Genomic DNA, 21,351 nt, shown 5'->3' on the forward strand with positions numbered 1-21,351 from the left:
GGCAGACATTCCGGCGACGGCACAACGAGGGCGAGGAGCCGAGCCGATGATGCAGTGTCCGAAGTGTCACGCGCAGATGAACACGTACAACCGCAACGGCGTCCAGATCGAGCAGTGCAGCGGTTGCCGGGGCATATTCCTGGACTACGGCGAGCTGGAGTCGCTCACCCGCCTGGAGTCCCAGTGGTCCCAGCAGGCCCCGCCCGCGGCCCCCGCCCCGCAGGCCTACCCGGCCGCGCCCCCCGCCCCGCAGGCCTACCCGGCCGCGCCCGCCGCCCACGCCCCCGCCTGGGGTGCGCCGCAGCACGGTGGACACGGCGGGCACTACGGCCACCACCGCCAGAAGGGCTTCGGCCGGATGCTGTTCTCGTCCTGATCGTTCTGATCGGCCCCCCGTGCCCCGGCTGGCCACCGTGCCACCGGGGCACGGAGGCGGACGGACGGACCGTACGACGAAAGAACCCCCGGTCGTGGAGACGACCGGGGGTTCTCGGTGGTGCGCGATACTGGGATTGAACCAGTGACCTCTTCCGTGTCAGGGAAGCGCTCTCCCGCTGAGCTAATCGCGCAGGGGCGAACCTGCGTGTTGCTTGTTACTGCGTGCGCGATACTGGGATTGAACCAGTGACCTCTTCCGTGTCAGGGAAGCGCTCTCCCGCTGAGCTAATCGCGCGGGGATCCTTGCGGACCGATGATCCTTGCGGACCAGTGGACGATACTGGGATTGAACCAGTGACCTCTTCCGTGTCAGGGAAGCGCTCTCCCGCTGAGCTAATCGTCCTTGGAGGTGGAGACGGGATTTGAACCCGTGTAGACGGCTTTGCAGGCCGTTGCCTCGCCTCTCGGCCACTCCACCAGGGATGGGGGCTCGGGAAGAATCCCCCACCTTCTGCGAGCGGACGACCAGGTTCGAACTGGCGACCTCAACCTTGGCAAGGTTGCGCTCTACCAACTGAGCTACGTCCGCTTGTCCTTGTCCGGCCCGCTTGCGCGTCCCGGCGACGTGTTGAACTCTAGCGGATTCCTGGGCCAGCACAAAAACGCGTTTGTGCAGCGTGCTGCGGTGACCTCGCCCCGGCGCAGGTCACCGCGCACCGTCCTAGACTCAGTCGCGTGCCCGACCTCGCCCCCTTGGCCCGTTTCGACGGCCTCATCGCCTCCGGTCTGCGGGATGTGACCCACGATCCCGCGGCTCTCGACTCATCCGGTTTCTGGGCGGTATGTGCCGATTTCGAGGGGCGTATCGTCTGCGCCCGCTTCTCGGATGTGCGCAAGGAGGCAGTGCCCCCTCCCGTGCCCGGAGCATGGCGCGGTCCCGCCACCGAGGACTGGACCTCCTCGCTGGACCGTGACGCCTACACGGCGGGCGTACGGCGGATCCGTGAACATATCGCGGCGGGCGACGTCTACCAGGCCAACCTCTGCCGGGTACTGTCCGCACCGCTCCCCGGCGGCGGAGCCGACGCCGACGTCGATGCCCTGACCTCCCTGCTCGCCCGCGGCAACCCCGCCCCGTACGCGGGAACGATCCGGTTGCCGGGCCACGGCGTGGAGGTCTCCACGGCGTCGCCGGAACTCTTCCTCCGGCGCGACGGGCGGACCGTGGAGTCCGGGCCGATCAAGGGCACCGGCCGGACCGAGGACGACCTGCTGGCCAAGGACCACGCGGAGAACGTGATGATCGTGGACCTGGTACGCAACGACCTGGGCCGGGTCTGCGCCACCGGAAGCGTGAGCGTGCCCGATCTCTGCGTCGTCGAGAAGCACCCGGGTCTCGTCCACCTCGTCTCGACCGTCCGGGGCCGACTGGCCGACGGTGTGGGCTGGCCCGCGCTGTTCTCGGCGGCCTTCCCGCCCGGCTCGGTCACCGGGGCGCCGAAGTCCAGCGCGCTGCGGATCATCGCCGAGCTGGAGCGGGCCCCGCGCGGGCCGTACTGCGGTGCGATCGGCTGGGTCGACGCCGACCGGGGTACGGCCTCGCTCGCCGTCGGGATACGGACGTTCTGGATCGACCGGACCGGTCCCGCGCCGCTGCTGCGGTTCGGGACCGGGGCCGGGATCACCTGGGGATCCGACCCGGATCGCGAATGGGACGAGACCGAACTCAAGGCCGCCCGGCTGCTCGCTGTAGCGTCGGGCGCGTATCCGGAGACAGGAAGGACCGCGCTATGAGGATCTGGGTCAACGGCGGACTGCGGGACGCCGACGACGCCCGGCTGTCGGTGCTCGACCACGGGCTGACCGTGGGCGACGGCATCTTCGAGACGGTGCGCACGAGCGAGGGGCGCCCCTTCGCGCTGACCCGGCACCTCGACCGCCTCACCCGGTCCGCCCGGGGCCTGGGTCTGCCCGAGCCGGACCACGACGAGATCCGCCGCGCCGCCGCAGCGGTCATCGACGCCAACCCCGTCGCCCTGGGACGCCTGCGGATCACCTACACCGGCGGGCTGTCCCCGCTCGGCTCGGACCGGGGCACCGACGGGCCGAGCCTCGTCGTCGCCCTCGACGGGGTGAAGCGCCGCCCGGACAGCACAGCGGTGATTACTGTTCCCTGGACGCGCAACGAACGCGGCGCGCTCGCCGGCCTGAAGACCACCTCGTACGCCGAGAACGTCGTCGCCCTGGCACGGGCCCGGGAACGGGGCGCGTCGGAGGCGCTGTTCCCCAACACCGCGGACCGCCTCTGCGAAGGCACCGGCTCCAACGTGTTCGTCGTCCTGGACGGCCGCGTCCACACCCCGCCGGTGACCTCCGGCTGCCTCGCCGGGATCACCCGCGCGCTGGCCGTGGAGTGGACCGGGGCCGAGGAGACCGACCTTCCGATGGATGTCCTCGCCGAGGCCGACGAGGTGTTCCTGACCTCGACGCTCCGCGACATCCAGGCCGTGCACCGACTGGACGATCGCGAGCTGGCCCAGGAGATCGGACCGGTGACGGCGAAGGCCATGCGGATCTTCGCCGAGCGGGCCGGCGACGACCTCGACCCGTAACGGGCCCGGGCGGCCCCACAGCCCCGGCGGCCCCGAAAAGAGCGTGACGGGGCCTCGCGCAGGGGATACAAACCCTTGATGACCACGACACTCCGGCCGTCCGGGCCGCTTCAGCAGGGCGCCGACGGCGCGCGGGCCCGCCAGTACGACGTGTGCGACAACGGGCGGCCCGTCGGCGCCGTCGCGATCAGCACGGACGACGCGTTCGGCGCGACCGCCGGGGTGCTGCGCTCGCTCAGCGTTGAGGAGCCCCGGCGCAGACGCGGCCGGGGCACCATCGCCGTGCTCGCCGCCGAAGAGGTGCTGCGGGGGTGGGGCTGCACCCGGGTGCGGGTGGAGGTCCCCGCCGACAACGACCCGGCCCGCCGCCTCGCGGCCGCCCTCGGCTACACCGAACGCAGCCGCAACATGGCCAAGGACCTCGGCCCGGACACCGTCCCGCTTCCCGCGGGCCTCACCTCGCGCGCGATGGGCGACGAGGAGTTCGCCGCCTGGCGGCAGGACACGGTGCTCACGTACGCACAGGACTGGGTCGACCGGGGCGTGCCGCCCGAACAGGCCAGGCTCAAGTCCGAGGCCGACCACGCCACCCTCCTGCCGGACGGACTGGCGACCGCCGGGGTGTGTTTCGAGGTGCTGGTGCACGCGGGCGAGGTCGTCGGCCATGTGTGGGTGGCCCGCCGGGAGCTGCCGCCCGGTGGCGACGCCGGGTTCGTCTTCGACGTCGAGGTGCGTGCGGAGCACCGGGGCCGGGGCCACGGCAGGTCCCTGATGCTGCTCGCCGAGGACCTCACCCGCACCTGGGGCGGGGACCGGCTCGGCCTGCACGTCTTCGCCTCCAACACGCCGGCCCTGCGGCTGTACGAGTCCCTCGGCTACGCGACGACGCGCTACAACCTGGCCAAGGCGCTGTAGCCGCTCCCCGGCCGCTACCGGCCTTGTCTGCCCGTTACCGGTCTTGTCTGCCCGCTACCAGTGGCCGCCGCTGACCGCTACCGGTCCCGTGCGGCCAGGACGCCGTCGACGATCTCCTCGATCCGCTCGCGCAGCCCGTCCTGGCTCTTGCCGCCGTCCAGCCGCTCGTCGCCGATCACATAGGTGGGCGTGCCGGTGACGCCGATCGCCTTGCCCTCCGCCTGGTCGGCGTCGACGATCAGCAGGTGCCGGCCGTCGATCAGCGCGGTGTCGAACTCCTCGGCGTCCAGGCCCAGTTCCCGTGCCACGGCGAGCAGCACCGGCTCGCCCGTGCGGCCGAGGTCGGCGGTGCGGGACAGCAGCGCCTCGATGTACGGCCAGCCCTTGCCCTGGTCCGTCGCCTCCTCGGCGGCCTGGGCCGCGGCGTAGGCGTGCTTGTGCTTGTCCAGCGGGAAGTGGCGCAGCCGGATCTCGACGCGGTCCCCGTACCGGGCGCGCAGGGCGTGCACGTCGTCGAGGGCTCGGTGGCAGTCGGGGCATTCGAGATCGCACCAGAGGTCGAGGACGACCGGTGCCGCGGGGGAGGAATCGCTCATGCGCCCAGTCTTTCAGGCCGGGCGGGCGCGACCCAACCGGGACCTGAGGGCTGCCCCGTCATCCCTGGCGGGCGCACCACGACAGCTACGGCGCCTCGCCGCGTTGTCGGAACATCCCCATACATCCAGTATGCGGACGTCCCTCCGCCTTGCGATGCACCGCATACTGACGCCGCGCGCTGATTCAGCAGGGATGACGGGACAGCCCTTGGCCACCCCCCGGGGAGGAGTCCGGCCCTGAAATGTCCCTGAGGTGGACGGCCAACGTGGCCCCGACGGCGGTCGCCGGTGCAGGATGGAAGGGACGTATCCCCTGCGCCTGGAGGCCCTGATGCTTGCCGAGACCATCTGTTCCGCGGTGTCGGCGGCCGGCCTCGGCATCGCCGCGGTGACCGCGTACCGCAAGCGGTTCCTCACGGCCACGAGGATCGCCGCCTACTCCCTCGTCCCCGTCGGGCTCGTGCTGACCGGGGTCGTCGAGTGGGTCGCCGGGATCGCCTTCAAGCCGAGCGTCTGGCTCGGCTTCGGAGTGCTCGGCCTCTCCTGGCTGCTGTTCATGACCACCCGCGCCATCGAGCGCCGCAGCGGCACCACCCGCGCGGAACGCAAGGCCGCGCGGGCGGCCGGACGGAACGAGGCGGTGGCCCCGGCCGCCTCCGCTCCCTCGCTCGGCGCGGGCGGTACGGCGGGACCCGCGGCAGCGTCCGCGAAGCCGACGCCGCAGCCGAAGAAGAAGCAGGAGGCCACCGCGCCCGGCGACGACTTCAGCGACATCGAGGCGATCCTCAAGAAGCACGGCATCTGAGACGGCGGACGGTCCTGCGGGCGCGGGCACTCGCGCCACCGGCCCGAATGCCTGACGGCTCCCCGTACGCGGGAGCGATTATCGATGGCCACGGGACGGTGAACTCCCGGGGCAATGACCCCGGTTGATCGCCAACCCGGCCGCGGGTGCGTCATGATCACCCCGAGATGGTGGACACTTCCCGGGGCGATGCCCCCGCACCCCCCGCCGAAGAGCCCCGCGGCTGTCTCTTCGCGCTCTCCCAGCCGCCCCTGATGATCTTCCTGACGGTGATCGGGGGCCTGCTGCTGATGGCCGCCCTGCACGATCTCTTCGTGCTGTGACGCCTCGCGCCACCGTGCGGGGGCGCGGCCCGGGCTTCAGCCCGCGGCTTCCTTGCGCCGGGCCCGGTACGCCGCGACGTGGAGCCGGTTCCCGCACGTACGGCTGGAGCAGTAGCGGCGGGAGCGGTTGCGCGACAGGTCGACGAACGCGTGCCCGCAGTCCGGGGCCTCGCAGCGCCGCAGCCGCTCCTGCTCGCCCGCCACGATGATGAAGGCAAGTGCCATGCCGCAGTCGGCCGCGAGATGGTCGGCGATCGAGGCGTCCGGGGCGAAGTAGTGCACGTGCCAGTCGTAGCCGTCGTGGTCCGTGAGCTGCGGGGTGGTCCCGGCCGCCGCGACGAGCCGGTTGACCAGGTCGGCGGCGGCGCGGGGGTCCGGCGCCGCGAAGACCTCGGCGAAACGGGCCCGGACGTCGCGCACGGCGGTCAGGTCCTTCTCGCCGAGCGCGCCGACCCCGCTGATGAGATGCCGCTCCGCGAAGGCGTACAGCGCGGCGATATCGCCGAGGCCGTCCTGGGGCCCGTCCGCGAGTCCGCCCCTGGGGTCGTCCCGCGGCGGCTCGTTCTCCGGTGCGGTGTTCACCAGATCGACCACCGTGTCGAGGGCGATCCGGGTGTCGTGAGGGATCAGCACGCTTCGCTCCCTGGCCTTCCGGCGGGCGGGCGCCTGCCGATGGCGGCTGACTCTACTGGCTCGGCCCGCCGGTGCCGGGCCCGGTGCGGGCCCGGCGGGGAGTGGAACGGACCCCTCCGCCCCTGGGAGGAGGAGCCGGTGCGCCCGGGCGCGCCGGCGCCGTCGTCGCGGTGGTTTCCGCGACGACGGCGCCGGTGTCTGCCCTATGCGGTTGTCAGCACGACGCCGTCGCCCCGAGTCGGACGGCGTAGAGCGGCTCTCTGCCTGGCTCAGCTCTCGGCCAGGATGTGGGAGAGCTCCGTGTCGAGATCGAAGTGACGATGCTCGGTGCCGGGCGGAACCGCGGCGTCGGTCCTCTTCAGGAACGACTCCAGGGCTCGCGCCGGGGCTTCGAGCAGGGCTTCTCCCTCTGGAGAGCTCAGGGCGATGCATACGACGCCTTGACCGTGACTACGAGATGGCCAGACGCGGACGTCTCCGGTGCCGGTGGGCCGGTGCAGCCCTTCGGCAAGGAGGTCGCGGGCGAATACCCATTCGACCGTCTCCTCCGCTCCGGTGTGGAAGGTGGCGTGCACGGCATAGGGATCGGCCGTGTCATACCGCAGGCCCGCGGGTACAGGCAGTGAGGACTCGCTCGACACAACGAGGCGCAGGTGCAGCTCGCAGCTGACCGTGGTGTTCATAAGCGCCAGGGCCTTTCGCTCAGTGTGCGCTCGGGGATTCGCACGTCGGCGAAATCGACATGCCACCTACGGTGGCGTTGTAAACCCCTCTGACCCATTTGTGATGCTTCGGGTCCCTCGCTCAGCGGCGTGTAACTTTGAGTTATGCGCCCATTCCAGTGACGAGGACAGGTCGGGTAAGTTGAGCTTCATGAACGCGGAGAGTGACGAGCGGAGCGAGGTCGCCGACCAGGCGGCCCCGGCACCCGCCACGGGGGAATCGGACCGGGTGGAGCGTGAGCTGGGCTCGCGGGCGCCGGGTTTCATCAAGGCGTCGAAAGCGCTCCATCTGAGCTGGCAGGTCGGCGTCTTCATCGTCGGTCTCGGCGTGGTGATCGCGGGCGTGCTCATGCTGGTGCTGCCGGGCCCCGGCTGGCTGGTGATCTTCGGCGGTATGGCGATCTGGGCGACCGAGTTCGTCTGGGCCCAATTGGTGCTGCGCTGGACCAAGCGCAAGGTCACCGAGGCGGCGCAGCGGGCCCTCGATCCCAAGGTCCGGCGACGCAACATCATCCTCACCACGCTCGGGCTCGTGATCATGGCGGTGCTGGCCGGAATCTACGTCTGGAAGTTCGGGCTCACCATGCCGTGGAAGATCAGCGAGTAGCCCGGGGACGGTCCAGGAGCACCGCTGACATGGGGTAATGTTTGCGGTGCGCCCGGGCGATTAGCTCAGTGGGAGAGCGCTTCGTTCACACCGAAGAGGTCACTGGTTCGAACCCAGTATCGCCCACCCGGACAGAGGGCCCGGGAGACGGAATCCGTCTCCCGGGCCCTCTGCGTTGCCCGCCGGGGCCCGGTCCCGGAGCCGCTGTGACCAGCGTGATCCCGGACCGGGTGTTGCTCACCGCATCCGCCCCAGCGCCTCCCTGAGCCGACGGGCGTCGCGCAGCCGCTGCTCGTACGTCGCTCCCACCACCAGCAACAACAGCCCGGCCAGGGCCGGCGGCAGCCAGCGGGGGAGGGCGCCCGCGACCTGCACCACGTACGGGGCCAGCTCGTGCAGCCCGTCCAGTGCCAGCACGACCCCACCGAGCAGCAGCAGCGCCTGGAGGCGGTAGCGCGCGCCGAGCAGGGTGATCACCAGCGCCGCCACCCCCAGCAGCAACGGCCGGAGCCAGTCCGTGTCGGTCCAGGCGACCGCCATGCTCGGCAGCAGCGTCGCCGCGAGCCCCGGCCCGTACGCCGTCCACGACGAGGCCTCCGGGTCCCGGCGCCGCCGCAGCACACCGACCATCAGCGCGGGCACGGTCACCGGCAGCGTGTACGCCTCCGGGAACGACACCTCCGAGGCCGCCAGCCGCACCCACGTGGCCAGCACGAACAGCGCTGCCGCCAGGTAACCCGCCACGGGCCGCCGCTCCGGCCGCACCGCAGCCCCCGCGGCCAGCACCCCGCACAACGCCAGCACCAGGGCCAGGAACGGCGCGTCGGACACCGCGAGCCCCACCGCGATCAGCGCGCCCAGCGCGCCCGTCAGCTCCACCGGCAGCGCCACCGGGTTCCGCCGCAGCCGTGCCCCGAGCAGCACCGTCAGCGCGGGCACCACGAGCACCAGCGGCGCGGTCTCCTGCGGGGCGAGGCCCAGCGACCGGCCCGCCAGCCCCGTGAGCACGGTGCCCCAGACCACCGAGGCGACCGCGAACACCGCACGCGGCACCTCTGCTCCCGCCCGGACCGCCGCCCCGGCGAACAGCGCCGCCAGCGCGCCGAACACCGCGTAGGAGGCCCCCTCGGACGCCAGTGACAGCACTCCGACGCTCACCGCTCCGGCCACCGCCGTCACCAGGGCGCACACCGGCACCGCCGTCGCGCCCCGGCCGCTCCCGGCGCTCCGGACCGCCAGAGCGAGCAGACCGCCCACCAGAGCCGTCTCCCCGGCCACCGCGAGCGCGTAGGGCACGTCCAGCAGCGCCCCGGACAGCAGGATCGCGCCCCAGCCGAGAGCTGCCGCCCCCGCGCCGGCGGCCCCGCGCAGGGCCGCCCCGGAAGGCCGCTTGCGAGCACCGGCCCCAGGACCGGACCAGGCGGGCCAGCCGGACCAGCCGGGCCAAGGCGCTGCGGCCCCGGCCGCTCCCGGAGCTCCCGGTACTCCCGCTCCCGGCGTGCCGGTGTCCGCCGTCCGCGGCGCGGCCAACGGCGCCGTGATCCGCACGACCGACGGCCACCACCGGTACGCCGCCCCCAGCAGCCCGGCCACCAGCGCGAGCACCACCGGGGCCGCGGCCAGCTCCGACCACGGCAGCGTCGACCCCAGCGCGGAGCGGAAGCCCTCCGGCGACCCCGCCCACACGTCCGACAGCAGCGTCCCCGGGCCCAGCAGCACCGCCGCGAGCGGCGGCAGCGCCCACACCAGGGCACCGGCCACCACCACCCCCGACGCGGCCAGCACCCCGCGTGCTGCGTCCCTCGGCACCCCCGCCCGTACGACCCCGGTCAGGGCGAGGCCGCACAGCAGATACGCGAGCACCCGCCAGCCGTCCGGCAGCGCGGCGGCCGGCGCGCCGCCCACCGCGGCCACCGCCGCGAGGCCCGCCACCACCCCGCCCACCCGTGCGAAACCTTGCGGTGCGCGCCATGCCCCGGCCAGAGCCGCCGCAGCCGCTGCCAGCAGCAACGCGCCCGGAGCCGCCGCCCCGAGCGGCCCGGAGGCCGTCGTGGAAAGCGCCAGGCCCACCATCAGGGCCGAGAACCCCATCGCCGATCCCCCGACGCACGCCGTGACCCGCACCCCGGCGCCCTTGCCCCACAGGGCGATCGCTCCGTCCAGCACCGCGGTCGCCAGCAGTGCCCACCCGACCACCAGCGCCGGAGCGCCCGCGGCCCAGGTCCAGAACAGCAGCGGCCACTGCGCCAGCACCACGGCGGCCGGCAACGGCAGGCGCAGCGTGCCCAGCGCCAGCCCGTACGCCGTCCACAGCGCCGCGAGCACCGCCGCCGCGACCGCCGTGAAGCCGAGCCCGTCGGTGTCCGGCGCGGCCACCGCGTGGACCGCGTAGACGTCCAGCAGCGTCAGCACCAGGGCCAGGGCGGCCAGCGCCTCGGCGGTGGCCACCAGCCCCCGCCGCAGCAGCACCGCCGGGGCGATCAGCGCCCCCAGGGTCACCGCGGCCAGCACGGCCGACCGGCCGCCGATCCCCATCGAGCCCCAGCTCACCAGGGTGAACGCGACGGCCGCGACCGTCAGCAGCAGACCGCCCAGCGTCAGCAGGACGTTCTGCGCGCCGCGCGGGGCGGACGGCTGCTTCGGCACATAGCCCCACGGCTGCGCGGGGGCGCCGGAAGGCGCTCCCCAGCCCGGGGCGGCCGTCGGCGCGGGCGGCCGCAGCGCGGCGAGCAGCCAGGTGCGCCGGGTCAGCAGCTGGGCCCTGCGGGCGTCCAGCTCGGCCAGTTCTCGGTCGAGGAGGGCCAGTTCCTCGGCGGGCGGGGGCACGTGTTCCATGTACGGGAGTGTGGGCCCGGCCCCCCCGGCCCGTACATGCGCTCGGATACTCACTTCCCGGCCGCGGCGCCCTGAGTAGAGCCCGACCGGAAGGAGTTTGAACGAAGCCCTCGAAGCCCTGTATGGTTCAACCCGTTCCCGGGCGATTAGCTCAGTGGGAGAGCGCTTCGTTCACACCGAAGAGGTCACTGGTTCGAACCCAGTATCGCCCACCGGGGAAAGCCGGTCCGCCAGCATCACGCGGACCGGCTTTCGCATGTCCCACACCTCGAACCCCTCACGCCGCCGCGGGCAGTTCCGGGCGCAGCGGCCACGCCGGATCCACCGTCTCCGGCGTCCCGCTCTTCGCGAACCACGCCTCCAGGCCACGCGCCTGGGCCGCGTGCCAGGTCGCCTGCAAGGCGTGCAGCTCGGACGGCGACAGCCGCTCCAGCCGGGCCGAGAAGCGCCGGCACACCGCCCGTACCAGCTCCAGCGAGGCCGTCGCGTCGGCCGCCGCGTCATGGGCGCCGTCGAGCACCACCTCGTAACTCGCGCACAGATCCGTGAGCGTACGACGGCCCTTGCGGTAGCGGTCCAGGTGCTTGTCCAGCACCCGCGGATCCACGACGCGCATCGGCACACCGTCCAGATAGCCGGCCAGCGACGACGCCCGGTGCCGTCTCAGCTCCCGGTCCAGCAGCGTCAGATCGAAGGGGGCGTTCATCACGACCAGCGGCCGCCCGGTCGCGCAGCTCTCCGCCAGGGCCCGGGCTATCTCGTCCATCACCGGGGCGGGCCAACGCCCGTTGCGCTGAAGGTGATCGTCGGTCAGACCGTGGATCGCGGTCGCCCCCGGCGGGACCGGAACCCCCGGATTGACCAGCCAGCGCGTGACGCGGACGCGACCGCCCGCGGTGTCCTGCGCGACGAGAGCGGCCGAAACGATCCGGTCCCGCTCAACGTCCACGCCTGTTGTCTCCGTGTCAAAAGCGGCCAGCGGCCCCTCGAACCAGTGCATCATCCCCGAACTCCTCGCACCCGCACGGCAGATGGAATGTTTCCTCCGCCCGATATCGGTGATACCCGGGCTGTTTGCCTGATACGCCGTTTGCGGGCGGTCCGATGCGGTGACAACACAGGTGAGACGCCGGGGAGTTGCCTCCGGCGTCCGTCGATCCGTCCAGCCCACCACTCCCCGCCGGCAGACCACCTGCCATCGATCGGCACGCCCGGAAGGCACACGGAGCCATGGCGCTCGCGCAGCCCGACCCCGGGGGAACCGCCCGCGCCGAGGCCCCCGGGCCCCGGCCGCCGCAGCAGCTCGACGCGCCGCTGCGCGGCTCCCTCGCCACCACCGCCTGCATGGAGACCCTTCAGGTGGGCTACCTGCACGCCGTCGCGGCGGCGGCGGGATGCTCCCTGTCCCAGCCCTTCCCCGACAACGGCATCGACTGGCACGTCAGCCACGGCGCCCCGGCCCACACCGTCGACGACGAAGTGACCATCAAGGTGCAGCTCAAATGCACCTACCAGATACCGCCGCACCCGGCGGGCGGGGCGTTCTCCTTCACGCTCGACAACGCCCACCTCGTCAAGCTCGCCCGCAGCCCGGTGTCGGTGCACAAGATCCTGGTCGTGATGATCGTCCCCCGCAGCCAGGACGACTGGCTGCGCGCCGGGCCCGGGGGCCTCGACCTGCGCCACTGCTGCTACTGGACCAACCTGGCCGGCCACGCGGTGACGGGCCGGCACCGGACCACTGTGCGCATCCCGACCTCACGGATCTTCGACGACCGCGCACTCTGCGACATCATGGCCCGGGTCGGGGCCGGAGGGAGACCCTGATGCACCGGTCGATGGACGAGCCCACGGGGGGAGCGGGACTGCCCGCCGCCCGCTCGCATCCCACCGCCCGCCCCGGGCCCCCGCCCCTCGCCGGGACCGGTGAGGAACGCCCCGACCCCGCCGTCCTCGGGGCCCTCCTGCGCCGGCACGGCTGGCAGCGGCGCGGGGGAGCACCGGGACGCTACGGCCGCTGGACCCCACCCGGATCCGCCGCCGGGACGACCAGCCTCCTGGTGCCCGAGAGCGCGGGCTTCCCCGACAGCGGGGAGCTGATCGAGGAGGCCCTGCTCGCCCTCGGCCGCAGCGCCGCCCCCTCCGCCCGCGACATCCTCCTCTCCCTCACCCTGCCCAGCGACGAGATCCGCTGGTGGCGCGAGGTCCCCGAGACGGCGGCCGGAGCCGCGGGCGCCTCGGGCTGGACCGAGGCGGAGGAGCTGCGCTCGGCCGCCCGGCAGGTCCTCATGGCCGGAGCCCTCGCGGCCCGCGGCCGGGCCGGCTACCACGGGGCCCGGCACCGCCGGAAAGCGCGCGCCGCCCTGGACGACGCCCTGATCGGGCCCGGAGCCGACGGCCGGAGCCTCACCGCGTACGTCCCCGTCGCCTCCGGCCGCGCCGTCGCGGTGCGGCTCTGCCACGCCCTGCACGCCACCCGCGAGGCGGTGGACTACCAGCGGGCCACCGGCGGCATGGAGGCCTTCGACAGCGCGGTCGCGGCGGGCGTCGGCCGGGAGCTGACCGAGGCGCTGATCGCCCTGGTGCGCGGCTCCGAGGGGGCCCGGATCGACCTGCGGTGGGCGCCCGCCGCAGGCACCCCGGACGGCTGCCCGGCCCGCCCCGCGCCCGTCGAGTTCTCCCCGGGCGACCTGCCCGCCCTGCGCGCCGCCGGAGCCCGCTACCTCCGCGACGAACCCGCCGTGCAGGTGCGGCTGACCGGCGCGGTGGTCCGGCTGCGCCGCTCGGGGCCGCGCGGCGCCGGAATCGTACGGCTGCGGGTACTGGCCGGGGCCGAGGTCGCGCACGTCCGCGTGGAGCTGGACGAGGAGGCGTACCGCATCGCGGGCCACGCCCACCTGGTCGGACTGCCGCTCCGGGTGGAAGGGCGGCTGGAGAACCGGGGCGGCTTCCGGCGGCTCACCGGGGCCTGTCAGGTCGCGCCCGTCCAGGTCGACGAGGCCGAACGGGACCGGCTGATGAAGGCCCTCCAGGAGAACGTGGACTTCTTCGAGGAGGCGTGCGCGGGGGAGGAGGGGTAGCGCTGCCCGGAAGGCGTTCGCGTCGGGGGCGTACGGCTCGGTACGATTCGCAGTGCTTGGCCATGTGAAGGCAGGCGCCCCCTCAGTCAGGAGAGACCGGTGTCAGACGTCCGTGTGATCATCCAACGCGATTCCGAGCGGGAAGAGCACGTGGTGACGACGGGCACGACGGCCGGCGAGCTCTTCCCCGGTCAGCGCACCGTCGTCGCCGCGCGCATCGGCGGCGAGCTGAAGGACCTCTCCTACGAGCTCCAGGACGGCGAGTCCGTCGAGCCGGTGGAGATCTCCTCCGAGGACGGCCTGAACATCCTGCGCCACTCCACCGCGCACGTCATGGCCCAGGCCGTGCAGGAGCTCTTCCCCGACGCCAAGCTCGGCATCGGCCCGCCGGTCAAGGACGGCTTCTACTACGACTTCGACGTCGAGAAGCCGTTCACGCCCGAGGACCTCAAGGCCATCGAGAAGAAGATGCAGGAGATCCAGAAGCGGGGCCAGAAGTTCTCCCGCCGCGTGGTCTCCGACGAGGCCGCCCGCGAGGAGCTGGCCGACGAGCCGTACAAGCTGGAGCTCATCGGCATCAAGGGTTCCGCCTCCTCGGACGACGGCGCGGACGTCGAGGTGGGCGGCGGCGAGCTGACCATCTACGACAACCTCGACCCGAAGACCGGCGACCTGTGCTGGAAGGACCTCTGCCGGGGTCCGCACCTGCCCACCACCCGGTTCATCCCGGCGTTCAAGCTGATGCGCAACGCCGCTGCCTACTGGCGCGGCAGCGAGAAGAACCCGATGCTCCAGCGCATCTACGGCACCGCCTGGCCGACCAAGGACGAGCTCAAGGCGCACCTGGAGTTCCTGGAGGAGGCCGCCAAGCGCGACCACCGCAAGCTCGGCAACGAGCTGGACCTCTTCTCCTTCCCCGACGAGATCGGCCCCGGCCTCGCGGTCTTCCACCCCAAGGGCGGCGTCATCCGCCGGGCCATGGAGGACTACTCGCGCCGCCGTCACGAGGAGGAGGGCTACGAGTTCGTCTACAGCCCGCACGCCACCAAGGGCAAGCTCTTCGAGAAGTCCGGCCACCTGGACTGGTACGCCGACGGCATGTACCCGCCCATGCAGCTCGACGACGGGGTGGACTACTACCTCAAGCCGATGAACTGCCCGATGCACAACCTGATCTTCGACGCGAGGGGCCGCTCGTACCGCGAACTGCCGCTGCGCCTCTTCGAGTTCGGCACCGTGTACCGGTACGAGAAGTCGGGCGTCGTGCACGGCCTGACCCGCTCGCGCGGCTTCACGCAGGACGACGCGCACATCTACTGCACCAAGGAGCAGATGGCCGAGGAGCTCGACCGCACGCTCACCTTCGTGCTGAACCTGCTCCGCGACTACGGGCTCACCGACTTCTACCTGGAGCTCTCCACCAAGGACCCGGAGAAGTACGTCGGCTCCGACGAGACCTGGGAAGAGGCCACCGAGACGCTGCGTCAGGTCGCCGAGAAGCAGGGCCTGCCCCTGGTCCCGGACCCGGGCGGCGCCGCGTTCTACGGCCCGAAGATCTCCGTGCAGTGCAAGGACGCCATCGGCCGTACCTGGCAGATGTCGACCGTGCAGCTCGACTTCAACCTGCCCGAGCGCTTCGACCTGGAGTACACCGGGCCCGACGGCTCCAAGCAGCGCCCGGTCATGATCCACCGTGCCCTGTTCGGCTCCATCGAGCGTTTCTTCGCCGTGCTCCTGGAGCACTACGCCGGCGCCTTCCCGGTCTGGCTCGCGCCGGTCCAGGCGGTCGGCATCCCGATCGGCGACGCCCACATTCCCTACCTCCAGGAGTTCGCCGCCAAGGCGCGCAAGCAGGGGCTGCGGGTGGACGTGGACGCGTCCTCGGACCGGATGCAGAAGAAGATCCGCAACCAGCAGAAGGCCAAGGTGCCCTTCATGATCATCGCTGGTGATGAGGACATGGCCAACGGCGCCGTCTCCTTCCGCTACCGCGACGGTTCGCAGGAGAACGGCATCCCGGTCGACGAGGCCCTCGCCAAGATCGCGAAGGCCGTCGAGGACCGCGCACAGGTCTGATCCGTCACGCAGGAACGGCCCTCGGAGCGTCAACCGCGCTCCGGGGGCCGTCTCTCGTCCTCCCGGGTGAACACCTGGATCAGCCACGACGAGAACGACCCCGTGACCGCACCCAGCAGCGCCAGGCCGCCGGCCATCAGCCCCGCCGCGACCGTCCGGCCCCAGAACGTGACCGGTGCGGCGTCCCCGTAACCGACGGTCGTGAGCGTCGCGCACGCCCACCACACCGCGTCGCCGAACGTGCGGATCGAGGCGCCGGGAGCCGTGTGCTCCAGGTGGTAGACCGCGAGCGAGGCGGCGAAGCCGAGCAGGGCGGCGGTCAGGCCCGCGTACGAGATCACTCGCGCGTACAGACCGAGCCGCGGGCGGTCGCGGCGTTGCTGCACCGCCGTGTACACCTTCACCATGCGCAGCGGGCGCAGCAGGGGCAGCAGCAGGACCAGGGTGTCGAGCCAGTGTGTGCGCGGGAAGCGCGCGCCCAGTCCGCTGAGCCGCAGCCGCGCCCCGTAGTCCACGAGGAACAGCAGCCAGGTCGACCAGACGAGGGCCAGGGCGAGGTCGTTCCAGGGCCCGTCGTCGTGCGGGGTCAGCACCCGGACCGCGTATCCGGTCAGGAAGAGCAGTCCCGCGGCGAAGAGCGGAACCTCCATGCGCCGCTCCCAGCGGGTCAGCCGGGCGGGTGGCTCGGGGGCGGGTCGGTCGCTCATCGCCTCAGCATCGCGGGCGGCCGGGCGGTGCGGCCCCGGCGACACGCTCCGCCGTGGTGACGCAATATGCTGATCGGCATGACGAGTGAGCCGGAGCAGCAGATCGGCGTGGGGACGCCCGACGCATTCCAGCGCCTGTGGACTCCCCACCGGATGGCGTACATCCAGGGCGAGAACAAGCCGAGCGGCCCGGGCGCCGAGGACGGTTGTCCGTTCTGTTCGATCCCCGCGAAATCCGATGAGGACGGGCTCCTCGTGGCGCGCGGCGAGCACGTCTACGCGGTGCTGAACCTGTACCCGTACAACGGTGGTCACCTCATGGTCGTCCCCTACCGTCATGTGGCCGACTACACCGAACTGGACGGCCCGGAGACGGCGGAGCTGGCGGACTTCACCAAGCGGGCGATGGTCGCGCTGCGGGCGGCCTCCGGGGCGCACGGCTTCAACATCGGCATGAACCAGGGCTCCGTGGCCGGCGCCGGGATCGCCGCGCATCTGCACCAGCATCTGGTACCGCGCTGGGGTGGGGACGCCAACTTCATGCCCGTCATCGGCCACACCAGGGTGCTGCCCCAGCTGCTGGGCGACACCCGGGCGATGCTGGCCGACGCCTGGCCGCAGGGCGAGCTGCCTGCCCGCTGAGCGCGGTAGGTGAGAGGGGGAGGCCCGGCCGGGCCTCCCCCTCTCCCGTTGCGCTGCTACGCGTCGTAGACATCGGCCTTGCGCGGGGCCGGGTCCTGGACGAGGCCGCTCAGTATCATCGAGCGGTTGTCGAAGCGCTCCGTGTCGACGCCGTTCTCCGCGAGGACGCGCATCGCCGCCGTGTGCACGGCCCGCAGCACCGGGGTGGCGGCGCGCATCGCGTCGTCCGCCATGAAGCGGTGGTTCCACGGCTTGGCCGCCCACGCGTGCCGCAGCCCGAACGGCTCGGGCAGCACTATCTTCCCGCCCAGGTAGTCCAGCAGCGGCGGATACCAGGTGAGCGGGGCCCGCAGGGCGAGCCGGACGACCTCCTTGGCGTCCACCAGCGCCAGCTGGACGTCCCGGGTCTCCCAGAAGCGGACGGTCTTGTTGACGGTCTTCGTCTTCGCCGCCGGCTTGGAGAGGAACAGGCCGTGCACCGGCCCCAGCGCATGGCCCGTGACCTCGATGCGCAGGGTCTCGTGGAGCACGGTGACGGTGATCATCATGGTGATCACCAGCTGGCCGTCCCACAGGGTGAACTGGACGCCCAGGTAGTGCCGGTCACCGCTGCCGAACTGCTGATGATTGCAGATCCGCTGTATCTCGTGGGGCTTCACCTGGAAGGTGGCGACGTCCTCGCCCGCCGGGCGGGTGACGGAGTCGGCGTTCTCCCCGATGGGCGAGACGATCCAGTGCTTCACGGACGGTTTCGGGAAGCCGCCGGTGTTCAGCGGTCCGCGCTCCAGCATCTTCAGCTGGTCGTGGATGATCCGGATCAGGTCCCAGCTGCGGAACTGGTGGATCTCCCTCGTCGGGTCCTTGGGGAGCAGTTCCTCGGCCAGCTGCCAGCTGCCCCAGCGGGTGCCCATCCCGAGAACGCCCTTGGGACCGGCGTAGAAGACGGCGTTCGACTGCTGCTCGGCCGACAGCTTCTCCAGGCCCTGGCGGAGGGCCTCGCGGGCGGTCTCGTTGGGGTTCTTCGGCACCGCCTCGGGGATCTTCGCGATCACCCCGGCGCCGGAGAGCAGGCCTTCCCAGCGGGCCCGCATGTCCTTGGCCGAGGTCTCCGCGATCCGCTTGGCGATCAGCCAGCCGATCACCGGGGCGATGAGCGCGCCCCGGACGTAGAGCGCGAGCAGCCCGTCCAGGGGGAGCTTGACCATCAGGACCAGCGCGCCGATCCCGAAGGCGGCCAGGAGGACCGTGCCGACCGCGCGGAACGCCGTGTCCTTGGACTTGTTGAGCGCGTCCCGGACCCGGAAGGCGATTACCCAGGCCAGCATGCCGGGCAGGAACAGGACGCCGAACACCACGGTCACCAGGGTGAGCCGGGTGTCACGGGCCTTGCGCAGGTTGTTCGCCGACAGGCAGTGCTCCACCACGGTCTGCGGGTCCGTGCCGAAGGACTGGATGAGCGCCTTGCGGGCGCCGCCGAGCATCCGCTCCTGGACGGCACGGGCGAACGCCTCGCCCAGATTCGGCTTGAAGTAGTCGGACTTGAAGAGTTTCGAGGAGCCCGGCTTCACCACCGATTTGTGCCACTCACTGTTGGCGTCGAGGATCGTCTCCACCGGACTGTCCCGATACGCCGCCGAGGCCAGGGCGTTGGTCGCCACGGTCTGGCCGCCCGAGCCCTGGATCGGGATCTGGGCCCCGGGTGAGAAGTCGAATCCGTCGTTGGCCACCTGTCGCCCCCACTCGCCGCACGTCTGCTCCTGCGGTGTGCCCAACTACCGTACGCGGCATACCTTCTGAGCTGCGACCACAGCGTATCGTCCGGATCACCCCACCACCGGTCACCGGCGCGCACCGGAGGGCGTGTGCGACAGTGCGCCGGTCACGCGCCGGGTGGCCCGTCCGCCCGCTCCGCACGGACCCGGTCCGCCACCTGCGGCGGCATCGCCTCGTGCCGGGCGTACGCGCGGTCGAAGCGGCCGGTGCCGTGCGACAGGGAGCGCAGGTCCACCGCGTACCGGCCGACCTCGGTCTCCGGTACCTCGGCCCGTACGACGGTGCGCCCGCCCGGACTCTGCTCGGTGCCCACGACACGGCCCCGCCGCCCCGAGAGGTCGCTCATCACCGGACCCACGTAGTCGTCGGGGACCAGAACGCTCACCTCGCACACCGGTTCCAGGAGCTGGATGCGGGCGTCGGACGCGGCCTCGCGCAGCGCGAGCGCCCCGGCGGTCTGGAACGCGGCGTCCGAGGAGTCCACCGAGTGCGCCTTGCCGTCCAGCAGCGTGACGCGCACGTCGACCAGGGGGCGCCCGGCGGCCAGCCCCCGGGCGGCCTGGGCCCGCACGCCCTTCTCCACCGAGGGAATGAACTGACGCGGCACCGAACCGCCGACGACCTTGTCGACGAACTCGATGCCCGAGCCCGGCGGCAGCGGCTCCACCTCGATCTCGCAGATCGCGAACTGGCCGTGCCCGCCCGACTGTTTGACGTGCCGTCCGCGCCCGGCGGCCCGCCCGGCGAACGTCTCGCGCAGCGGCACCCGGTGCGGTTCCGCGTCGACCTGGACGCCGTAGCGGCTGCGCAGCCGCTCCAGGGCCACCTCCTGGTGGGCCTCGCCCAGGCACCACAGGACGACCTGACCGGTCTCCGGGTTCTGTTCGAGGCGCAGCGTGGGGTCCTCGGCGACCAGCCGGGCCAGGCCCTGCGACAGCTTGTCCTCGTCCGCCTTGCCGTGCGCCCGTACGGCCAGCGGGAGCAGCGGGTCGGGCGTCGACCAGGGCTCGATCAGGACGGGGTCGTCGGCCGGGGAGAGCGTGTCGCCGGTCTCCGCCTCGCCGAGCCGGGCCACGCACGCCAGATCGCCCGCGACGCACCGGTCCAGGGCGTGCTGCCGGCGGCCGAACGGTGAGGTGAGCGCCCCGACGCGGATCTCCGCCTCGTGACAGGGGCGCGGTGCGCGCCCCGTCGCGTCCAGGCCGTGGCCGCAGAGGTGGACGGAGTCGTCGGGGCGCAGGGTGCCGGAGAAGACGCGGACCAGCGAGACCCGGCCCACGTACGGGTCGGAGGCCGTCTTGACGACCTCGGCGACCAGCGGGCCCCCGGGATCGCAGACCGGGGCGGGCCGCGGCTCGCCCGACGGGGTGGTGACGGCGGGCGGGGTGCGCTCCAGCGGGGTCGGGAAGCCGCGGGTGATCAGGTCCAGCAGTTCCACCGTGCCGATGCCCTGTCGGGCGCCCTCGGCCGCGGGCGCCGCGGTGAGGACGGGGTGGAAGGATGCCCGGGCGACGGCCTGTTCGAGGTCGGCGATCAGCGTGGCGACGTCGAGGTCCTCGCCGGCGAGATAGCGGTCCATCAGGTACTCGTCCTCGCTCTCGGCGATGATCCCCTCGATCAGCCGGTCGCGGGCCGCCCGAAGGGGTTCCTCCTGGTCGGGCGCCGGGGGCCGCTCGGCGCGTTCCCCCGAGGAGTAGTCGAGGATCCGCCGGCTCAGCAGCCCGGTGAGCCCGGTGAGCGGGGCGTGCCCGTCGGCGCCCTCGGGCCCCAGCACGGGCAGGTACAGCGGCAGTACGGCGTCGGGGTCCCCGCCCCCGAAGGCCTCGGCGCAGATCCGGTTCATCTCCCGGTAGGAGGTGCGGGCGGTGTCCAGGTGCGTCACGACGATCGCGCGTGGCATGCCGACGAGCGCGCACTCCTCCCAGGCGGCCCGGGTGGTCGCGGCCACGGACGCCGCGTCCTGAGCGGCGGAGACGACGAAGAGGGCCGCGTCCGCGGCGCGCAGACCGGCCCGCAGCTCCCCGACGAAGTCCGCGTAGCCGGGGGTGTCCAGCAGATTGATCTTGCAGCCGTCCCAGGCCACCGGGACCAGCGAGAGCTGCACGGAACGCCGTCGGCGCCGCTCGATCTCGTCGTAGTCGGAGACGGTCGCCCCGTCCTCGACCCGCCCGGCCCGGTTCACGGCTCCCGCAGTGAGGGCCAGGGCCTCGACCAGCGTGGTCTTGCCCGATCCGCTGGGGCCGACCAGCACCACGTTCCGTACGGCGGAGGGGTGGCCGGCCGTCGGTACTCCTCCGGCGGCCCCGGGGTGTGCGTGTGCCTTGTCGCCCATGGTGCGTGCCTCCCGGTCGATGGCGCGGTGCGGGGGAGGGCGACCGCGCGCGGAGCAGCGGTGGTCACGGGCACGGGGAGGCCGCCGCGGCGGCTTCGGCGACGCCCGCGGTCCTTCGAGCTTGGCACCGCTCCGGGGACCCGTCCATACGTCGCGCACGGCCCCGTCCGTACGTCGCGCACGGCGCAGTTCGTACGGCGCGCACCGGCGCACGGCCCGGAAGCCGGGCACCGGAACGGGCCACAGCGTCCCGCACGCGCCCGCCCCGTGGCGGGGGCCGGTGTGACACCCGGCGGCGGGTGCCCGTCCGGTGGA

The 21,351-nt window shown here is 72.4% G+C and carries 19 protein-coding genes and 7 tRNA genes; 13 read left to right on the forward strand and 13 right to left on the reverse strand.

The annotated features are described in order from the left end of the window. The first annotated feature begins 46 nt into the window (after positions 1–46). On the forward strand, positions 47–376 hold the full coding sequence (locus N7925_RS30555; RefSeq protein ID WP_265602709.1) for a TFIIB-type zinc ribbon-containing protein: 330 nt from the start codon (positions 47–49) through the stop codon (positions 374–376). A gap of 118 nt (positions 377–494) precedes the next feature. Here N7925_RS30555 and N7925_RS30560 read toward each other — a convergent pair. The 5 genes from N7925_RS30560 to N7925_RS30580 form a co-directional block, all read right to left on the reverse strand. After that, positions 495–569: transfer RNA gene (locus N7925_RS30560), tRNA-Val, on the reverse strand. Positions 570–601: 32 nt separating this feature from the next. After that, positions 602–673: transfer RNA gene (locus N7925_RS30565), tRNA-Val, on the reverse strand. A 36-nt stretch (positions 674–709) separates the two neighbouring features. Beyond that, positions 710–781: transfer RNA gene (locus tag N7925_RS30570), tRNA-Val, on the reverse strand. 1 nt (position 782) lies between these two features. Further along, positions 783–856 (reverse strand) — tRNA-Cys (locus N7925_RS30575). A 38-nt stretch (positions 857–894) separates the two neighbouring features. Then, positions 895–967: transfer RNA gene (locus N7925_RS30580), tRNA-Gly, on the reverse strand. 146 nt (positions 968–1,113) lie between these two features. Here N7925_RS30580 and N7925_RS30585 point away from each other — a divergent pair. The 3 genes from N7925_RS30585 (at position 1,114) to N7925_RS30595 (ending at position 3,905) form a co-directional block, all read left to right on the forward strand. Then, positions 1,114–2,172, forward strand: coding sequence for a chorismate-binding protein (locus tag N7925_RS30585; RefSeq protein WP_274345777.1), 1,059 nt, complete (start codon positions 1,114–1,116; stop codon positions 2,170–2,172). Next, positions 2,169–2,990, forward strand: a complete 822-nt coding sequence (locus tag N7925_RS30590; RefSeq protein ID WP_274345778.1) for an aminotransferase class IV — start codon at positions 2,169–2,171, stop codon at positions 2,988–2,990. The genes N7925_RS30585 and N7925_RS30590 overlap by 4 nt, the downstream gene beginning before the upstream one ends. Before the next feature lie 78 nt (positions 2,991–3,068). Then, positions 3,069–3,905, forward strand: coding sequence for a GNAT family N-acetyltransferase (locus N7925_RS30595; RefSeq protein WP_274345779.1), 837 nt, complete (start codon positions 3,069–3,071; stop codon positions 3,903–3,905). A 77-nt stretch (positions 3,906–3,982) separates the two neighbouring features. On the opposite strand, the gene N7925_RS30600 is transcribed toward N7925_RS30595, so the two are convergent. Continuing rightward, complete coding sequence (locus tag N7925_RS30600; RefSeq protein ID WP_274345780.1) at positions 3,983–4,501, reverse strand: DsbA family protein; 519 nt, start codon at positions 4,499–4,501, stop codon at positions 3,983–3,985. Between the two features lie 331 nt (positions 4,502–4,832). Between N7925_RS30600 and N7925_RS30605 the strand changes: the two genes are divergently transcribed. Then, positions 4,833–5,306, forward strand: coding sequence for a hypothetical protein (locus N7925_RS30605; RefSeq protein WP_274345781.1), 474 nt, complete (start codon positions 4,833–4,835; stop codon positions 5,304–5,306). 167 nt (positions 5,307–5,473) lie between these two features. Further along, positions 5,474–5,629 carry a hypothetical protein gene (locus N7925_RS30610; protein WP_164494018.1) on the forward strand — a complete coding sequence of 52 codons (156 nt, stop codon included), beginning with the start codon at positions 5,474–5,476 and terminating at the stop codon, positions 5,627–5,629. A 36-nt stretch (positions 5,630–5,665) separates the two neighbouring features. On the opposite strand, the gene N7925_RS30615 is transcribed toward N7925_RS30610, so the two are convergent. Beyond that, the gene (locus tag N7925_RS30615) at positions 5,666–6,262 is read right to left on the reverse strand and encodes a CGNR zinc finger domain-containing protein (protein ID WP_265602715.1); all 597 of its coding nucleotides are present in this window, start codon (positions 6,260–6,262) and stop codon (positions 5,666–5,668) included. 269 nt (positions 6,263–6,531) lie between these two features. Beyond that, a complete protein-coding gene (locus tag N7925_RS30620; protein WP_003959770.1) occupies positions 6,532–6,945 on the reverse strand; it encodes an SsgA family sporulation/cell division regulator in 414 nt (137 codons plus the stop codon). A gap of 190 nt (positions 6,946–7,135) precedes the next feature. Here N7925_RS30620 and N7925_RS30625 point away from each other — a divergent pair, with 190 nt between their 5' ends. Further along, positions 7,136–7,591, forward strand: a complete 456-nt coding sequence (locus N7925_RS30625) for a TIGR02611 family protein (RefSeq protein ID WP_265602716.1) — start codon at positions 7,136–7,138, stop codon at positions 7,589–7,591. A gap of 54 nt (positions 7,592–7,645) precedes the next feature. Next, positions 7,646–7,717: transfer RNA gene (locus N7925_RS30630), tRNA-Val, on the forward strand. Positions 7,718–7,828: 111 nt separating this feature from the next. On the opposite strand, the gene N7925_RS30635 is transcribed toward N7925_RS30630, so the two are convergent. Then, positions 7,829–10,426, reverse strand: coding sequence for an SCO7613 C-terminal domain-containing membrane protein (locus N7925_RS30635; protein WP_274345789.1), 2,598 nt, complete (start codon positions 10,424–10,426; stop codon positions 7,829–7,831). Positions 10,427–10,566: 140 nt separating this feature from the next. Here N7925_RS30635 and N7925_RS30640 point away from each other — a divergent pair. Next, positions 10,567–10,638: transfer RNA gene (locus tag N7925_RS30640), tRNA-Val, on the forward strand. Between the two features lie 65 nt (positions 10,639–10,703). On the opposite strand, the gene N7925_RS30645 is transcribed toward N7925_RS30640, so the two are convergent. Continuing rightward, a complete protein-coding gene (locus N7925_RS30645; protein WP_265602718.1) occupies positions 10,704–11,429 on the reverse strand; it encodes a 3'-5' exonuclease in 726 nt (241 codons plus the stop codon). Positions 11,430–11,656: 227 nt separating this feature from the next. Between N7925_RS30645 and N7925_RS30650 the strand changes: the two genes are divergently transcribed. From N7925_RS30650 to thrS, 3 genes are all read left to right on the forward strand, one after another. Further along, on the forward strand, positions 11,657–12,253 hold the full coding sequence (locus N7925_RS30650) for a DUF4365 domain-containing protein (protein ID WP_265602719.1): 597 nt from the start codon (positions 11,657–11,659) through the stop codon (positions 12,251–12,253). After that, entirely contained in the window at positions 12,253–13,506 is a 1,254-nt protein-coding gene (locus N7925_RS30655; protein WP_274345790.1) for a hypothetical protein, read from the forward strand. The genes N7925_RS30650 and N7925_RS30655 overlap by 1 nt, the downstream gene beginning before the upstream one ends. Before the next feature lie 99 nt (positions 13,507–13,605). Continuing rightward, complete coding sequence (thrS, locus tag N7925_RS30660; RefSeq protein ID WP_274345791.1) at positions 13,606–15,582, forward strand: threonine--tRNA ligase; 1,977 nt, start codon at positions 13,606–13,608, stop codon at positions 15,580–15,582. Positions 15,583–15,611: 29 nt separating this feature from the next. Here thrS and N7925_RS30665 read toward each other — a convergent pair whose 3' ends face one another. Further along, positions 15,612–16,289, reverse strand: coding sequence for a potassium channel family protein (locus tag N7925_RS30665; RefSeq protein ID WP_274345792.1), 678 nt, complete (start codon positions 16,287–16,289; stop codon positions 15,612–15,614). 66 nt (positions 16,290–16,355) lie between these two features. On the opposite strand from N7925_RS30665, the gene N7925_RS30670 reads away from it, so the two are divergent. After that, positions 16,356–16,931 carry an HIT family protein gene (locus tag N7925_RS30670; RefSeq protein ID WP_265602723.1) on the forward strand — a complete coding sequence of 192 codons (576 nt, stop codon included), beginning with the start codon at positions 16,356–16,358 and terminating at the stop codon, positions 16,929–16,931. 56 nt (positions 16,932–16,987) lie between these two features. Here N7925_RS30670 and N7925_RS30675 read toward each other — a convergent pair whose 3' ends face one another. Together N7925_RS30675 and N7925_RS30680 are read right to left on the reverse strand one after the other, a co-directional pair. Next, complete coding sequence (locus N7925_RS30675) at positions 16,988–18,658, reverse strand: hypothetical protein (RefSeq protein ID WP_265602724.1); 1,671 nt, start codon at positions 18,656–18,658, stop codon at positions 16,988–16,990. 152 nt (positions 18,659–18,810) lie between these two features. Continuing rightward, positions 18,811–21,036: an elongation factor G-like protein EF-G2 gene (locus N7925_RS30680; RefSeq protein WP_274345793.1), complete on the reverse strand. Its 2,226-nt coding sequence runs from the start codon at positions 21,034–21,036 to the stop codon at positions 18,811–18,813. Positions 21,037–21,351 lie beyond the last annotated feature (315 nt).

The sequence above is a fragment of the Streptomyces sp. CA-278952 genome (assembly GCF_028747205.1).
In the GTDB taxonomy this organism is placed as follows: Bacteria; Actinomycetota; Actinomycetes; order Streptomycetales; family Streptomycetaceae; genus Streptomyces.

Coding starts and splice junctions, on each gene's coding strand:
- N7925_RS30555 (WP_265602709.1), top strand. CDS start 47: ATGATGCAGTGTCCGAAGTGTCACGCGCAGATGAACACGTACAACCGC.
- N7925_RS30590 (WP_274345778.1), top strand. CDS start 2,169: ATGAGGATCTGGGTCAACGGCGGACTGCGGGACGCCGACGACGCCCGG.
- N7925_RS30595 (WP_274345779.1), top strand. CDS start 3,069: ATGACCACGACACTCCGGCCGTCCGGGCCGCTTCAGCAGGGCGCCGAC.
- N7925_RS30600 (WP_274345780.1), bottom strand. CDS start 4,501: ATGAGCGATTCCTCCCCCGCGGCACCGGTCGTCCTCGACCTCTGGTGC.
- N7925_RS30605 (WP_274345781.1), top strand. CDS start 4,833: ATGCTTGCCGAGACCATCTGTTCCGCGGTGTCGGCGGCCGGCCTCGGC.
- N7925_RS30610 (WP_164494018.1), top strand. CDS start 5,474: ATGGTGGACACTTCCCGGGGCGATGCCCCCGCACCCCCCGCCGAAGAG.
- N7925_RS30620 (WP_003959770.1), bottom strand. CDS start 6,945: ATGAACACCACGGTCAGCTGCGAGCTGCACCTGCGCCTCGTTGTGTCG.
- N7925_RS30625 (WP_265602716.1), top strand. CDS start 7,136: ATGAACGCGGAGAGTGACGAGCGGAGCGAGGTCGCCGACCAGGCGGCC.
- N7925_RS30635 (WP_274345789.1), bottom strand. CDS start 10,426: ATGGAACACGTGCCCCCGCCCGCCGAGGAACTGGCCCTCCTCGACCGA.
- N7925_RS30645 (WP_265602718.1), bottom strand. CDS start 11,429: ATGATGCACTGGTTCGAGGGGCCGCTGGCCGCTTTTGACACGGAGACA.
- N7925_RS30650 (WP_265602719.1), top strand. CDS start 11,657: ATGGCGCTCGCGCAGCCCGACCCCGGGGGAACCGCCCGCGCCGAGGCC.
- N7925_RS30655 (WP_274345790.1), top strand. CDS start 12,253: ATGCACCGGTCGATGGACGAGCCCACGGGGGGAGCGGGACTGCCCGCC.
- N7925_RS30665 (WP_274345792.1), bottom strand. CDS start 16,289: ATGAGCGACCGACCCGCCCCCGAGCCACCCGCCCGGCTGACCCGCTGG.
- N7925_RS30670 (WP_265602723.1), top strand. CDS start 16,356: ATGCTGATCGGCATGACGAGTGAGCCGGAGCAGCAGATCGGCGTGGGG.
- N7925_RS30680 (WP_274345793.1), bottom strand. CDS start 21,036: ATGGGCGACAAGGCACACGCACACCCCGGGGCCGCCGGAGGAGTACCG.